The following is a 15,469-nucleotide window of genomic DNA, read 5'->3' as shown; positions in this document are numbered from 1 at the left end:
GTGAAGGGAAAATGAAGAGAAATATGACTAAATTTCATACCAATAAGGGAGCAGGGTACTTTATGATTTTATTCCTCCTGCTCTTTTTGCTATTATTAGCCCGATTTTTTTACATACAAGCAACAGGAACAGTGCATAATCAAGATTTGGATAAACTCGCTCAGCAAAAACATAGTAAAGCAGGAGTTCTCGAAGCAAATCGAGGAACGATTTATGACCAAAATGGTCATGTATTAGCGCAAGATGCAAACTCTTATAAACTTGTAGCGGAATTAAAAGGTGCGAATCAGGTTAAGGATAAAGAGGATACTGCAAAGAAAATTGCGGGAGTACTCGGAAAAGATGAAGCGAAGATTTTAGATACGCTAAATAAAGAAGATAGAAGCCAAGTCGAATTTGGAACGCTAGGTAAAGATTTGACGAAAGAACAGAAGGAACAAATAGAAGCATTGAAATTGCCAGGCATATCCTTTATTACTGAAAATGCAAGAGTGTATCCAAACGGTGATTTTGCATCTTATGTTATAGGTCATGCTAAACCGAATGATAAGGGAACTTCGGTAGGACAATTTGGTTTAGAAAAAAGTTTAGATAAGTATTTAAGTGCTTCTAACGGAAAAGTAGCTTATACAGGCGATCGTAAAGGTGTGTCTCTTGACGGCGGGAAAGTGAATGTAGAGGCACCTAAAAACGGCGATAACGCGTATTTAACGATAGATCAACGTATTCAAAGTTATTTAGAAGATGCGATGAAAGCTGCGAGTAAGCATTATGAACCGGAAAGCTTAATAGGAATTGTTGCGGATCCAAAAACAGGGAAAATATTAGGGATGTCTAGTAAACCTAGTTATGATCCAAATAGCCGTCAAATTAAATATTTTTTCAATGACGCAATTGCAAATGCATTTGAACCTGGATCAACAATGAAAATATTCACGCTAGCAGCAGCTATTAATGAAGGTGTGTATAAAGGACAAGATTATTATCAGTCTGGTACATATCAAGTCGGAAACCGAAAAATAAAAGATCATAACGGCGGCGCTGGATGGGGATCTATCACATTTGATGAAGGGGTAGAGCGCTCTTCCAACGTAGCGTTTGCGATTTTAGGGGATCAAAAACTTGGTCCAGAACGTTTCCGAAAGTATATTCATAGCTTTGGATTAGATGAAAAAACGAAGATTGATTTACCTGGTGAAGGTTCAAATACAATTTTATTCGATCAGCAAATACAGCAAGTAACAACAGCTTTTGGACAAGGTTCTACTGTAACGCCAATTCAGCTTGTGCAAGCTGCAACTGCTATTGCAAATGATGGAAAAATGATGAAACCTTATACAGTTGATAAAATTGTAAATCCAATAACAGGGGAAGTAAAATTAGAACATAAGCCAGAAGAAGTGGGAAAACCTGTTACAAAAGAAACAGCAGCGCAAGTAAGACAGTTATTAGAACGTGTTGTTACATCACCGAAAGGAACAGGAACAGCTTATAAAGTCGATGGTTATTCAGTTGGTGGTAAAACAGGAACAGCACAAATTCCGGATGGAAAAGGTGGCTATATGACAGGAAGAGAGAATTATATATTCTCGTTCTTAGGTATGGCACCTATGGATGATCCGCAACTTGTTGTATATGTAGCTGTGAAACAACCGAAATTGAAAGATGATGAGAGTGGCGCACAGCCTTTAGCTGATATTTTTAAATATGTAACCAAAAATAGTTTAGAGTATTTAAAGATTAAGCCAAATGAAATAAAAGACCCGAAGAAATATGTGAAAGAACAACAAACTGCTGTTCCAGATGTAACAGGAAAAACGATGGAAGAAGCAAAAAAAGCTATTGATAAAGCAAAACTTCGTCCAATCGTATTAGGTGAAGGGAAAGTACAGCAGCAAGTGCCGAAAGCGACTGAGCAAACATTGAAGGGTGACCGAGTCTTCTTAGTAGGAGATAAACCTACAATGCCAAATATACAAGGCTGGGCACTGCGTGATGTTATGAATTTAGCGAAAACATTAAAGCTTAACCTAAAACCTACGGGTACCGGATACGTAACTGAACAAAGTGTGGCAGAAGGAACATTGTTGCAACCTGGTACAGAGTTAGGTGTAACACTTGTACCGCCACTTGAACCACAACAAGAAGCAGAAAAACCGTAATGGTAAAAGAGAAGAAGTTCTAATTAAATAGGTACAAGCATATATTGGAACAAGCTAGGCGTAAGGGAGGCTTGTTCCAATATGCGTGTATCAAATGTAACGGTTAGAAAACGACTTATTTTTATACTTATATCAGGTATACTTATTTTCACTATCATCGATATTCGTCTTGGATATGTGCAATTTTTTCTTGGAAATATGTTAACGGATCGTGCGAAGGATTCATGGAGTCGTAATATTACTTTTGAACCTGAACGTGGGAAAATTTTAGACCGAAATGGTGTGGAACTTGCTACGAATAAAAGTGCCCCAACTGTCTTTGTTGTACCGAGGCAAATTGAAAAACCAGCAGAGACTGCAGAGAAGTTAGCTGCAGTATTAGGTGTGGAAAAAGATGAGATTTATAAGAGGATTACAAAAAAAGAATCAATTGTAAGGTTAGATAAAGGCGGAAGGAAAATATCGCATGGTAAAGCGAAAGAGGTACGAGGATTAAGTTTGAAAGGTGTTTATATCGCAGAGGACTCGATCCGGTACTATCCATTTGGCAACTTTTTATCACACGTATTAGGGTTTGCAGGTAGTGACAACCAAGGTCTTATGGGACTAGAAAAATATTATGATAAAGAGCTAAATGGTGATGACGGTCATGTGCGTTTTTTTGCAGATGCAAAGGGACAAAGGATGCCTAATGTTGGCGATGATTTCAAAAAACCAGAAGCTGGTTTGAATTTAGGTTTAACAATTGATGCACGTATTAATAGAATTATGGAAAGAGAAATGAATATTGCAGAGTCGACATATAATCCAGATGGTATGATTGCGATTGCAATGAATCCGAAAAATGGTGAAATTTTAGGTATGTCGAGTCGACCGAGCTTTGATCCAGCAGATTTTCAAAGTGTTTCTCCAGAAGTATATAATAGAAATTTACCAGTATGGAGTACGTATGAGCCTGGTTCAACATTTAAGATCATTACGTTAGCAGCAGCCTTGAATGAAAATTTAGTAGACTTAGAGAAAGATACGTTTTATGATGATGGAGCAGCTGAAGTGGGTGGAGCTAGATTGAAATGCTGGAAAGCGGGAGGCCATGGTAGCCAAACGTTTTTAGAAGTAGTTCAAAACTCATGTAACCCAGGATTTATTGAACTTGGTGATCGTCTTGGTAAAGACCGATTGTTTAAATATATTCGTAATTTCGGCTTTGGACAGAAAACCGGAATTGATTTGCAAGGTGAAGGTAGTGGGATTTTATTTAATTTAGATAAAGTCGGTCCAGTCGAGCAAGCGACAACTTCATTCGGTCAAGGTGTTTCTGTTACGCCAATTCAACAAGTAGCGGCAGTAGCAGCGGCTGTAAATGGTGGAACATTGTACCAGCCGTATATAGCTAAGGAATTTATTGATCCGAAGAACAATCAAGTTGTAAGTAAAAAGACACCTGTGGAAAAAAGAAAAGTTATTTCCAAGGAAACTTCAGAAAAAGTTCGGTATGCACTAGAGAATGTTGTAGCAAAGGGATCAGGTAAAGGTGCTTTCATTGATGGGTATCGTGTAGGTGGAAAAACAGGTACGGCTCAAAAAGTGAAAGATGGTAAATATTTAGAGAATAATTATATAGTATCTTTTATCGGTTTTGCTCCAGCGGATGATCCGGAAATTGTTGTCTATGTTGCTGTTGATAATCCGAAAGGTGTAACGCAATTTGGTGGAGTGGTAGCAGCGCCAATTGTTGGGAACATTCTTCGTGATGCACTTCCTGTTATGGGCGTGAAACCGAGAACAGAACAAGTAGAGAGAGAATATAAATGGGGCGATATACCAACTGTGGAAGTTCCGAATTTAATTGGTATGAAAAAGAAAGATTTACAGACGCAACTCGTCGATTTGAAGCTTGATATAAGCGGAGACGGAGATAAAGTTATTAAACAATCTCCAGAAGCAGGAGCTAAAGTGAAAGAGGGCTCAAAAATTAGAATTTACTTCGGGAATTAAAGGTAACCTAGTACGTTTTATGGTACAATTGGTGGAAGTGAGTTCTTTATAGAAGAGTTACTTAATTTGAGACCGTAAGAGTTTCAATTATAAATAAGTCTATTTATTAGACACAGTAGCACTTACCTCCTATTTTATATATTTAGGAGGTAACGTGTTGCTTATTAAAAAAGAGATAAATACACAATGTAGAGAGGGTTTAGTGAAATGAAGTTGCATACACTTGTATCATGTTTGCATGATTTTCCAGTTGTTCCAAAAGAAAATCCAGAAATCACATCTATAGAAGCTGATTCACGTAAAGTGAAAGAGGGAAGCTTATTTATATGTATGAAAGGATATACGGTTGATAGCCATGATTTTGCTAAGCAAGCAGCGGCACAAGGAGCGGCTGCTATTGTTGCGGAAAGACCAATTGATGTTGACGTTCCAGTTGTACTTGTGAAAAACACTTTTCGTTCGTTAGCGATTTTAGCTGATTATTTTTATGGTCAACCAACACACAAGTTACATTTAATCGGAATTACAGGTACAAATGGAAAGACAACAACATCGCATATTATGGATGAGATTATGCGCGCACATGGTCATAAAACGGGGTTAATTGGAACAATTAATATGAAAATCGGTGATGAAACATTTGAGGTGAAAAATACAACACCAGATGCACTAACACTTCAACAGACATTTTCAAAAATGGTTGAGCACGGTGTAGATAGTACAGTAATGGAAGTTTCGTCACATGCTTTAGATCTTGGTCGTGTACACGGATGTGATTACGATGTAGCAGTGTTTACAAATTTAACACAAGATCATTTAGACTATCATAAAACGATGGAAGAATATAAACATGCAAAAGGGTTGCTATTTGCACAACTTGGCAATAGTTATAATCATAATCGTGAAAAGTACGCGGTACTGAATAACGATGATGCTGTAACTCCGGAATATATGAGAAGTACTGCGGCGACTGTTGTAACGTATGGAATTGATACAACAAGTGATATTATGGCCAAAGATATCGTTATGACGAGTGGTGGAACTACATTTACGCTTGTCACACCGTATGAAAGTGTAAATGTTACGATGAAATTGATTGGGAAATTTAATGTATATAACGTATTAGCGGCAACAGCGGCAGGACTTGTTTCTGGTGTAAGTTTAGAAACGGTTATTGATGTAATAAAGCAACTAGCTGGAGTTCCGGGACGTTTTGAAGTAGTTGATGGTGGACAAAATTATACAGTTATTGTTGATTATGCACATACACCAGATAGCTTAGAGAATGTATTAAAAACAGCAAAACAGTTTGCAAAAGGCGATGTATATTGTATCGTCGGTTGTGGCGGAGATAGAGATCGAACAAAAAGACCAATCATGGCAAGTGTTGCAACAAAATATGCAACTCATGCAATTTACACTTCAGATAACCCAAGAAGTGAAGAGCCGGGGGCTATTTTAGATGATATGGTGCAGGGTGCAAATGGGAATAATTATGAAGTAATTATTGATAGAAAAGAAGCGATATACCATGCAATTGCTAACGCGAAAGCTGAAGATATCATCATTATTGCTGGTAAGGGTCATGAAACGTATCAAATTATTGGTAAAGACGTTCATCATTTTGACGATCGTGAAGTCGCTAAAGAAGCAATTACAGAGCGTTTAAACAACGAAGAGTAACAACGTGAGAGGAGGACTACATGTGCTTGAGCAAGGTTTATTAGTAACGGCTGGGGTAGCATTCTTAATTTCTGTTGCCCTTTCGCCATTGTTTATTCCATTTTTAAGGAAATTAAAGTTCGGACAGAGTATTCGTGATGAGGGACCAAAGTCACATCAAAAAAAATCAGGGACACCGACAATGGGTGGTATTGTCATATATGTATCTATGATGGTAACTTCACTTATTATGGCAATTAAATTTAATCATTTAGGTGCAGAGGTTTCGTTATTATTATTAGTGACATTTGGCTACGGATTAATTGGATTTTTAGATGACTACATAAAGGTAGTTAAGAAGAGAAATCTTGGTTTAACATCAAAACAAAAATTAGTAGGTCAGCTTGTTATTGCTATTGCGTTCTTTTTAATTGGAAAAGGGCAAGCGTTCCACACATACATCATGATTCCGGGAACATACGTTAAGTTTGAACTAGGTTGGGCGTATTTTGTACTTGTATTATTTATGCTTATTGGTGGATCAAATGCAGTTAACTTAACTGACGGTTTAGATGGTTTATTATCAGGAACAGCTGCTATTGCATTTGGAGCGTTTAGTATTATTGCAGTCGCACAAGAGCAATTTGGAGTAGCGATATTCTGTATGGCAGTTGTAGGAGCTGTACTTGGATTTTTAGTATTCAATGCAAATCCAGCAAAAGTGTTTATGGGAGATACAGGTTCTTTAGCTTTAGGTGGAGCCATTGCAGCTGTAGCGATTTTATTAAAACAAGAATTACTACTTGTAATCATTGGTGGAGTATTCGTAATGGAAACTTTATCTGTTATTATTCAGGTCATTTCTTTTAAAACAACAGGAAAACGTGTCTTTAAAATGAGTCCATTACACCATCATTATGAATTATGTGGTTGGTCAGAGTGGCGTGTAGTTGTGACGTTTTGGTCTGTAGGATTTTTATTAGCTGTGTTAGGAATTTATATCGGGGTGTGGATGTAATTGAAAACTGTAACTGAATTTCAAAATAAAAATATTCTTGTATTAGGCATTGCAAAAAGTGGTTATGCAGCAGCTACGCTGTTACAAAAATTAGGGGCAAATGTTATTGTAAATGACGGAAAGCCTTTAGCGGATAATGTACTTGCGGCAGAATTACAAGCAAAAGGAATGGACGTTGTATGCGGAGGTCATCCTTTAGAATTGTTAGAGAGAAATATTTCTCTTGTAGTAAAAAATCCAGGAATCCCGTATTCTAATCCAATATTAGTAGCTGCGAAAGAAAAGCAAATTCCGATTGTTACGGAAGTGGAATTTGCATATCGTATTTCAGAAGCTCCATTTGTTGGGATTACGGGGTCTAACGGTAAAACGACGACGACAATGCTTACATTTGAAATGCTAAAAGAAGGACAAAAGCATCCTGTAATTGCAGGGAACATTGGAACTGTAGCGTGTGAAGTAGCACAGGATGCAAAAGAAAATGAAGTTGTAGTTACAGAACTTTCATCTTTCCAATTGATGGGAGTAGAATTGTTCCAACCTAAAATTGCTGCGTTTTTAAATTTATTTGAGGCCCACTTAGATTATCACGGGACGAAGAAGGAATATGGTTTAGCAAAAGCAAATATTTTTAAAAACCAAACAGAAAATGATTATAGTGTAATAAATGCAGATGATGCAGATGTGATGGCTTTATCTGCTTATAGTAAAGGGCAAAAAGTACTATTCTCGACAACGAAAGAAATTGAAGATGGTGCGTGTATAAAAGAGAATGCTCTTTATTTTAAAGGTGAAAAAGTTGTTGAAGTAGGCGATATCGTTTTACCTGGTCAACATAATTTAGAAAATATTTTAGCAGCGATGAGTATCGCAAAATTATTGGGTGTTTCTAATGAAGCGATTACGGCGGTGTTAAAACGTTTTACAGGTGTAAAACATCGTTTAGAATATGTAACAACTATTAACAATCGTAAGGTTTATAATGACTCAAAAGCTACGAACATGTTAGCGACTGAGAAAGCTTTATCTGCGTTTACACAACCGATTGTGTTATTAGCAGGTGGGCTTGATCGTGGAAATGAATTCGATGATTTAATTCCGTATTTCAAAAATGTAAAAGCAATTGTGACATTTGGACAAACAGCTCCAAAATTAGTAAGAGCTGCAGAAAAAGCGGGATTAGATACAATTGAAAGTGTCGATACTTTAGATGAAGCTGTAGTGAAAGCTTATGCTCATTCTACAGATGGCGATGTAATCCTTCTTTCTCCAGCATGTGCAAGCTGGGATCAATTTAAAACATTTGAAGAAAGAGGAGACATTTTTATACAAGCTGTGCATAAACTTATATAAAGTAAATCAAAACATCAGTAGGCTAACACCTACTGATGTTTTGTTACATAGGCAAAAGTTTCTGCCTAAAGAGGTGGTGTTTATGGGTAATGAAGAAAACGCCTGATTTTATTCTCATCATCGTTACACTTGCGTTGTTAACAATCGGAATGATTATGGTGTATAGTGCGAGTGCGGTTTGGGCCTCTTATAAAATGGGGGACTCATTCTTTTTTGCAAAAAGGCAATTGCTATTTGCAAGTCTAGGTGTAGTGGCTATGTTTTTTATTATGAAAATTGATTATTGGGTGTGGCGTACGTATTCAAAAGTAATTTTGCTAGTTTGCTTCATTCTTCTTATTCTTGTTCTTATTCCTGGAGTAGGACTCGTTCGAGGAGGAGCGCGAAGCTGGATTGGAATCGGGGCATTTTCCATTCAACCGTCAGAATTTATGAAGTTCGCGATGATTATTTTTTTAGCGAAATTTTTAGCGGAGCGACAAAAATTAATTACCTCTTTTAAACGTGGCTTACTACCAGCACTAGGTTTTGTATTTCTTGCTTTTGGAATGATTATGTTACAGCCAGATCTTGGGACAGGAACGGTAATGGTTGGGACATGTATCATCATGATATTTGTCTCGGGAGCAAGGGTCTTTCACTTTGCAATGTTTGGTTTGCTTGGTGTAGCAGGATTTGTAGGGCTAATTGCATCAGCACCGTATCGGATGAAACGTATTACATCATATTTAGATCCGTGGTCAGATCCGCTTGGAAGTGGATTTCAAATTATTCAATCGTTACTCGCAATTGGACCTGGTGGATTATTCGGGCTCGGACTTGGACAAAGTAGACAAAAGTTTCTTTATTTACCTGAACCACAAACAGACTTTATATTTGCAATCTTATCTGAGGAATTAGGTTTTATTGGTGGTTCATTTGTGTTATTATTATTTAGTCTGTTATTATGGCGTGGGATTCGTATAGCTTTAGGAGCGCCAGATTTATATGGTACGTTTTTAGCAGTAGGTATTGTGGCGATGATTGCGATTCAAGTAATGATTAATGTTGGTGTTGTAACAGGATTGATGCCTGTTACGGGTATTACTTTGCCGTTTTTAAGTTATGGTGGATCAAGTTTGACATTAATGTTAATGGCAGTAGGTGTATTATTAAATATAAGTCGCCATTCTCGCTACTAAACCCTGTTTTATAAGACAGGGTTTTTCGTATGTGCGCGAAGAAACATGATGTATATAGAAATAAATACGACTGAAATCAGAAAAGAGAAGCGGAGGAGTTAGTAGTGCGTGTATTAGTAAGTGGTGGGGGCACTGGAGGTCATATTTATCCGGCTCTTGCTTTAATAAGAGAAATAAAAAAATTAAATCCGGAAGCAAGGTTTTTATATATTGGTACGGAGAGTGGATTAGAGAGCACAATCGTTCCAAAAGCAGGAATACCGTTTCAATCTATTGTTATAAGTGGATTTAAGCGTAAAATATCGTTAGATAATGTGAAAACGGTGATGCGTTTCCTAAAGGGTGTACAAGATAGTAAACGATATATTCGTCGTTTTAATCCGGATATTGTGATTGGAACGGGTGGATATGTATGTGGACCAGTTGTATATGCTGCGGCAAAATTAGGTATTCCAACTATTGTACATGAACAAAATAGTGTACCTGGTGTAACGAATAAATTTTTAAGCCGCTATGTTGATAAAGTTGCAGTTTGTTTTGAAGCGGCTGCAGAACATTTTCCACAGTCAAAAGTGGTAATGACAGGAAATCCACGAGCATCAGAAGTAATGGATCAGAATGGAATGAAAGGAAAACGTTCAGTAGGTTTATCTCTTCCTAAAAAGTCCGTACTTATTTTTGGTGGAAGCCGTGGGGCTAGACCAATTAACGATGCTTTCGTAGAGGCAATTGAACAGTTTGGAAATAAAAGTTACGAAATATTGTATGTAACCGGTGAAGTTCATTATGACAAAGTGATGGAAGCTGTGAAGCAAAAAGGGAATCCGAATAATGTTATTATTAAACCTTTCATTCATAATATGCCAGAGGTACTTACAGGTGTAGATCTTGTTGTTTCAAGAGCGGGGGCAACAACACTTGCAGAATTAACAGCGCTAGGTAAGCCAAGTGTGTTAATTCCGAGTCCTTACGTAACAAATAACCATCAGGAAAAAAATGCGCGTTCTGTTGTCGATAAAGGAGCAGCAAAAATGTTACTTGAAAAAGATTTAACAGCAGAAACGCTTATTCGTGATATTGATGAAATTTTATTAGATGCCCAAACATTACAAAATATGAAGCTGGCTGCTGCACAATTAGGTATTCCAGATGCAGCAAATAAGCTGTATGAAGTAATGAATAAGCTTGTAAAAAAATAACGTTAGGTGAACGCCCTGCATACTACTGTAATAAGGATAATTAGTATGGGGGAGATTGTTTATGGAGCAATTAGTAAATGAGCTTATAGAAGCAAACGTTGGTCGCGTGTTAGTGAATGAAGCGTTAGCGCGTTATACCACTATGAAAATAGGTGGACCAGCTGATATTTTAATTGTGCCAAAGCATGTTGCCGGTATTGAAAAAACGTTGCAGTTAGTAAAAAAATATAAAACAAAGTGGACTGTAATTGGTCGCGGTTCGAACCTTCTTGTATCTGATCTAGGTATAGAAGGTGTCGTTATTCGTTTAGGAGAAGGATTAGACCACTTAGAAGTCGAAAAACATAGAGTAAGAGTTGGTGGTGGGTATCCCCTTATTAAATTATCAACTTTACTTAGTCGTCAAGGGTTATCCGGTCTGGAATTTGCCAGTGGTATTCCAGGAAGTGTTGGTGGTGCAGTGTATATGAATGCAGGAGCACATCAATCGGATATATCAAACATATTATCAAAAGCTCTTATTTTGTTTGAAAACGGAACAATTGATTGGTTAACGCATGAAGAAATGGAGTTTTCCTATCGTACTTCTGTATTGCAAACGAAACGTCCTGGTATTGTTTTGGAAGCCGAGTTTCAATTGCAGGTAGGAGAGCGTGAAGGAATCGTAAGCGTCATGCAAAAGAATAAAGACTACCGCCGTGAAACACAGCCGTGGAATCATCCTTGTGCAGGAAGTATATTTCGGAACCCAATCCCATACTTTGCAGGAAACTTAATAGAAAAGGCGGGGCTTCGTGGTTATCAAATAGGTGGAGCTCAAATTTCTGAAATGCATGGAAATTTTATTATTAATACTGGGGGAGCCAGTGCGCAAGATGTCTTATCTTTAATTGGATTCATAAAACAAACAATCAAGGATAAATTTGGCGTAGAAATGCATACAGAAGTAGAAATCATTGGAAGATAACGGTTATTCGTTCCGCTCATTATCATTTATGTTATAATAAGAAGATAAGAACGGCATGAGGAACATGCCGTTCTTTATGTTACGTAGGGGGATCGTACATGAAAAATAGTAAAGTGATTAAACTACAGGATCGTGTACCAAAGTTAAAAAATCAACAGAAGAAAAACAAGAAAAATGTTAATCATCGGTTGATTTTATACATATCAATTTTATTTTTATTAGTGCTCTTTTTAATTTACTTTCGGTCTCCACTAAGCAATATCAAAAAGATAAGTGTGTTTGGAAATCATTATATGACAGATGAACAAGTGATGAAGGAATCAGGTGTGACGTATGATACAAGTTATTTCCGAGTGACAGCACATAAAGCCGAAGAAAACCTAACGAAACGAAAAGAAATTAAATCGGTAAATGTAAAAAAACGTTTTCCAAATAAAATTGATGTTCATATTGAAGAATATTTAACGATTGGTTATATAAACAAAGATGGGAAATTACAACCGTTATTAGAGAACGGGAAAACACTCGATGTACTTCCGAACGGAAAACTCCCTGTTGCAGCGCCAATTTTTGAACCTTTTAAAGAGGAGAAAATGAAGGAGTTAATTGCTGAGCTTGAAAAATTAACACCAACTATTTTAAGATCTATTTCTGAGATTCGTTATTCACCGACGAATGCGAATGAAGATCATCTTACTTTATATATGAACGAAGGATACGAAGTGAGCACTACGATTCAAAATTTCGCAAAGCGTATGGAAGCTTATCCGCTTATCCTAAAAACAATTGAGCCGGGTAAAAAGGTGTTAATTGACTTAGAAGTAGGGGCATATACGAAAGAATTAGGAGCGGAAGAAAAGAAAGAATAGAAAGATAGTTTTCACTACGTCATGGTAGAAAAAACGAAACGAACGTTCTGCTTGATGCATCTGAATTTACAAGAATGGTTCATTTGATGAAAAAGATGTAAAAATTCTTAGATTCATACTAGGATTGGTACAAGTTTCACTTTTCTATGAGTACATCTTAGTGTAGACTTATACTTGGCGGTAATCTTTACACTTGAAATAGAATTATTTCAAGATAAGCAGTTATTCACAGTTTACTGCGATATTCTTAAATGAATGTTAAATAAAAATAAGAAAAATATAGGGTTAAAAAAGGGAAACGTATAAAGACGTTGAATATTTTTCTTATAAATAGTAAAGTTGCGATTGTTGTTCCATATATTGAGTTGTATGGTATAAATAAAGAAGGAGGTGCCAAAGAATGAACAGCAATGAAATATATGTTAGTCTTGACATCGGTACATCCAATGTTAAAGTCATCATTGGTGAAATGGTTAATGACAGCTTAAACATTATTGGTGTTGGAAATGTAAAATCAAATGGTTTAAAGAAGGGATCGATAGTTGATATAGACGAGACTGTTCGATCAATTAAAAAAGCAATTGAACAAGCTGAGCGCATGGTGGGTATCCACATTGAGCAAGTTGTAGTAGGTGTCAATGCAAACCAGGTACAGCTACTTCCTTGTCACGGAGTAGTCGCTGTTTCAAATGAAGATCGTGAAATCGGGAATGAAGATGTCTTACGCGTTCTAGATGCAGCACAAGTTGTGTCAATTGCTCCAGAACGTGAGTTTATTGATGTGGTACCTCGACAGTTCATTGTAGACGGTCTTGACGAGATTAACGATCCACGCGGGATGATCGGTGTAAGATTAGAAATGGAAGGTACACTTATAACAGGCTCGAGAACTTTACTACATAACCTACTTCGTTGTGTAGAAAAAGCAGGTCTTGAAATAGTTGATATTTGTCTTCAACCTTTAGCGGCTGCAACAGTTGCTATATCTTCAGATGAAAAACATAGAGGAGTAGCCCTTGTTGATATGGGGGGAGGATCTACAACTTTATCTATTTTTAAAGATGGAGAGTTACAAGCGACGAGCGTATTACCGTTAGGTGGAGACCATATAACAAAGGATATTGCGATTGGGTTGAAAACTTCAACAGAAAATGCAGATCAAATTAAGTTGAAATATGGACATGCTTTTTATGATACAGCATCTGAAGAAGAGATGTTTACGGTTCCTATTATGGGAAGCGATCAAACAGAACAATATTCTCAGTTGGAATTATCGGATATAATAGAGGCTCGTGTAGAGGAAATTTTAATGTTTGTTCAAGATGAAGTGCGTAAGTTAGGAGTAAAGCAAGTAGCTTCTGGTTATGTACTAACTGGTGGAATTGCTTCTATGCCTGGTGTTCTTGATCTTGCATATGATATTTTACATGAAAATGTTCGTATAGCGACTCCTGATTATATTGGTGTGCGTGAGCCTCAATATACAAGCGGAGTAGGATTAATTAAACATTCTTATCAAAAAGCTAAATTACGTGGGAAAAATGTGCAGGAAAAGCAAGAACATTTTGAACCAGTACCAGCACCAGCACCAACGCCGGTACAACAGCAACCTGCGAAACAAAAAACTCGTAATCAAAACAATAATAATCAAAATGATGACCGTATGATGTCAAAAGTAAAACGTGTATTCCGTTATTTATGGGATTAAAATTGGACACGAAAAATGAGGTTCTAGGGGGATTTCGACATGTTAGAGTTTGATACTACTCAAGATCAATTAGCGAATATAAAAGTTATCGGTGTCGGCGGTGGCGGAAACAATGCTGTAAACCGTATGATTGAACACGGTGTACAAGGTGTAGACTTTATCGCTGTGAACACTGATGCACAAGCATTAAATCTATCAAAAGCTGAAACAAAAATGCAAATTGGTGGAAAATTAACACGTGGACTTGGTGCAGGTGCAAACCCTGAAGTAGGGAAAAAAGCTGCAGAAGAAAGTAAAGAACAGATCCAAGAAGCACTTCGTGGTGCAGATATGGTCTTCGTAACTGCTGGTATGGGCGGCGGAACTGGAACTGGTGCAGCTCCAGTTGTTGCTCAAGTTGCAAAAGAATTAGGTGCATTAACAGTTGGTGTTGTAACACGTCCATTTACATTTGAAGGACGCAAGCGTGCAACACAAGCAGCATCTGGTATTGCAGCATTTAAAGAAAATGTAGATACACTTATTGTAATTCCAAATGATCGCTTATTAGAGATTGTTGATAAAAATACGCCGATGTTAGAAGCATTCCGTGAAGCAGATAACGTATTACGTCAAGGTGTTCAAGGTATTTCTGATTTAATTGCAACACCAGGTTTAATTAACTTAGACTTCGCAGACGTAAAGACAATTATGTCTAATAGAGGTTCTGCTTTAATGGGTATTGGTTCTGGTAATGGAGAAAATCGTGCTGCTGAAGCTGCGAAAAAAGCGATTTCTAGTCCATTATTAGAAACATCTATTGATGGAGCTCAAGGTGTTATCATGAACATTACGGGTGGAGCTAACTTAAGCTTATATGAAGTACAAGAAGCGGCAGACATTGTAGCTTCAGCTTCAGATCCAGAAGTAAATATGATCTTCGGTTCTGTTATTAATGAAGGATTAAAAGATGATATCGTTGTAACTGTAATTGCAACTGGTTTTGATGATAGTGCTGCGACGCAGCCACCAAAACCAATTATCCGTCCGACTGCGAATCACACGCAACAACAGCAACAGCAAGTAGCTCAACCTTCAAAACAACGTGAAGTTAAGCGTGAAATGAAACGTGAAGAGCCGGTTGTGCATGAGCGTCATACAGATTCAGATGACATCGATATTCCAGCATTTTTACGTAACCGTCGTAGACGATAAAAGAAAAGGAGCTTTCATGCTCCTTTTTTGTTTTATACAGGGAAAAGATCTGCTAAGCAGGTCTTTTTTTATTTTATATATTTCGGTTTATCCAGCTGTTTTTCGGGCAGTAAGCCCCCAACCTGAAAATTCGGCGAAAGCAAACAAGTATAGTATTC

At 37.2% G+C, this 15,469-nt stretch carries 11 protein-coding genes; all 11 read left to right on the top strand.

The window, feature by feature from the left end; translation table 11 throughout:
- The first annotated feature begins 11 nt into the window (after positions 1-11).
- The 11 genes from MR115_RS04115 (at position 12) to ftsZ (ending at position 15,311) form a co-directional block, all read left to right on the top strand.
- The gene (locus MR115_RS04115; RefSeq protein WP_472926388.1) at positions 12-2,162 is read left to right on the top strand and encodes a penicillin-binding protein; all 2,151 of its coding nucleotides are present in this window, start codon (positions 12-14) and stop codon (positions 2,160-2,162) included.
- Between the two features lie 81 nt (positions 2,163-2,243).
- A complete protein-coding gene (locus MR115_RS04110; protein ID WP_242240085.1) occupies positions 2,244-4,160 on the top strand; it encodes a stage V sporulation protein D in 1,917 nt (638 codons plus the stop codon).
- A gap of 207 nt (positions 4,161-4,367) precedes the next feature.
- Positions 4,368-5,843 (top strand): UDP-N-acetylmuramoyl-L-alanyl-D-glutamate--2,6-diaminopimelate ligase, encoded by a 1,476-nt coding sequence (murE, locus tag MR115_RS04105; RefSeq protein WP_061678248.1) that lies wholly within the window; start codon positions 4,368-4,370, stop codon positions 5,841-5,843.
- A 22-nt stretch (positions 5,844-5,865) separates the two neighbouring features.
- Positions 5,866-6,840 (top strand): phospho-N-acetylmuramoyl-pentapeptide-transferase, encoded by a 975-nt coding sequence (mraY, locus tag MR115_RS04100; RefSeq protein ID WP_242240083.1) that lies wholly within the window; start codon positions 5,866-5,868, stop codon positions 6,838-6,840.
- Entirely contained in the window at positions 6,841-8,193 is a 1,353-nt protein-coding gene (gene murD / locus MR115_RS04095) for a UDP-N-acetylmuramoyl-L-alanine--D-glutamate ligase (RefSeq protein ID WP_242240082.1), read from the top strand.
- An 89-nt stretch (positions 8,194-8,282) separates the two neighbouring features.
- Positions 8,283-9,374: a stage V sporulation protein E gene (gene spoVE / locus MR115_RS04090; RefSeq protein WP_000753515.1), complete on the top strand. Its 1,092-nt coding sequence runs from the start codon at positions 8,283-8,285 to the stop codon at positions 9,372-9,374.
- 104 nt (positions 9,375-9,478) lie between these two features.
- A complete protein-coding gene (murG, locus tag MR115_RS04085; protein ID WP_061678246.1) occupies positions 9,479-10,573 on the top strand; it encodes an undecaprenyldiphospho-muramoylpentapeptide beta-N-acetylglucosaminyltransferase in 1,095 nt (364 codons plus the stop codon).
- A gap of 61 nt (positions 10,574-10,634) precedes the next feature.
- Positions 10,635-11,540, top strand: a complete 906-nt coding sequence (gene murB, locus MR115_RS04080; protein WP_242240080.1) for a UDP-N-acetylmuramate dehydrogenase — start codon at positions 10,635-10,637, stop codon at positions 11,538-11,540.
- Between the two features lie 98 nt (positions 11,541-11,638).
- On the top strand, positions 11,639-12,409 hold the full coding sequence (gene divIB, locus MR115_RS04075) for a cell division protein DivIB (RefSeq protein ID WP_242240078.1): 771 nt from the start codon (positions 11,639-11,641) through the stop codon (positions 12,407-12,409).
- 400 nt (positions 12,410-12,809) lie between these two features.
- Positions 12,810-14,117: a cell division protein FtsA gene (ftsA, locus tag MR115_RS04070; RefSeq protein ID WP_001087544.1), complete on the top strand. Its 1,308-nt coding sequence runs from the start codon at positions 12,810-12,812 to the stop codon at positions 14,115-14,117.
- 39 nt (positions 14,118-14,156) lie between these two features.
- The gene (gene ftsZ, locus MR115_RS04065; RefSeq protein ID WP_000888981.1) at positions 14,157-15,311 is read left to right on the top strand and encodes a cell division protein FtsZ; all 1,155 of its coding nucleotides are present in this window, start codon (positions 14,157-14,159) and stop codon (positions 15,309-15,311) included.
- The last annotated feature ends 158 nt before the right edge of the window (positions 15,312-15,469 follow it).

Origin of the sequence: Bacillus cereus group sp. BfR-BA-01309, assembly GCF_022664315.1 — a bacterium.
GTDB lineage: Bacteria > Bacillota > Bacilli > Bacillales > Bacillaceae_G > Bacillus_A > Bacillus_A mobilis.
This window is presented reverse-complemented; position numbering and strand designations above follow the sequence as displayed.

What these genes read in the sequence shown, in the direction of transcription:
- MR115_RS04115 (WP_472926388.1), top strand. Translation starts at nt 12, where the DNA reads ATGAAGAGAAATATGACTAAATTTCATACCAATAAGGGAGCAGGGTAC.
- ftsZ (WP_000888981.1), top strand. Translation starts at nt 14,157, where the DNA reads ATGTTAGAGTTTGATACTACTCAAGATCAATTAGCGAATATAAAAGTT.
- ftsA (WP_001087544.1), top strand. Translation starts at nt 12,810, where the DNA reads ATGAACAGCAATGAAATATATGTTAGTCTTGACATCGGTACATCCAAT.
- spoVE (WP_000753515.1), top strand. Translation starts at nt 8,283, where the DNA reads ATGAAGAAAACGCCTGATTTTATTCTCATCATCGTTACACTTGCGTTG.
- MR115_RS04110 (WP_242240085.1), top strand. Translation starts at nt 2,244, where the DNA reads ATGCGTGTATCAAATGTAACGGTTAGAAAACGACTTATTTTTATACTT.
- murE (WP_061678248.1), top strand. Translation starts at nt 4,368, where the DNA reads ATGAAGTTGCATACACTTGTATCATGTTTGCATGATTTTCCAGTTGTT.
- divIB (WP_242240078.1), top strand. Translation starts at nt 11,639, where the DNA reads ATGAAAAATAGTAAAGTGATTAAACTACAGGATCGTGTACCAAAGTTA.
- murB (WP_242240080.1), top strand. Translation starts at nt 10,635, where the DNA reads ATGGAGCAATTAGTAAATGAGCTTATAGAAGCAAACGTTGGTCGCGTG.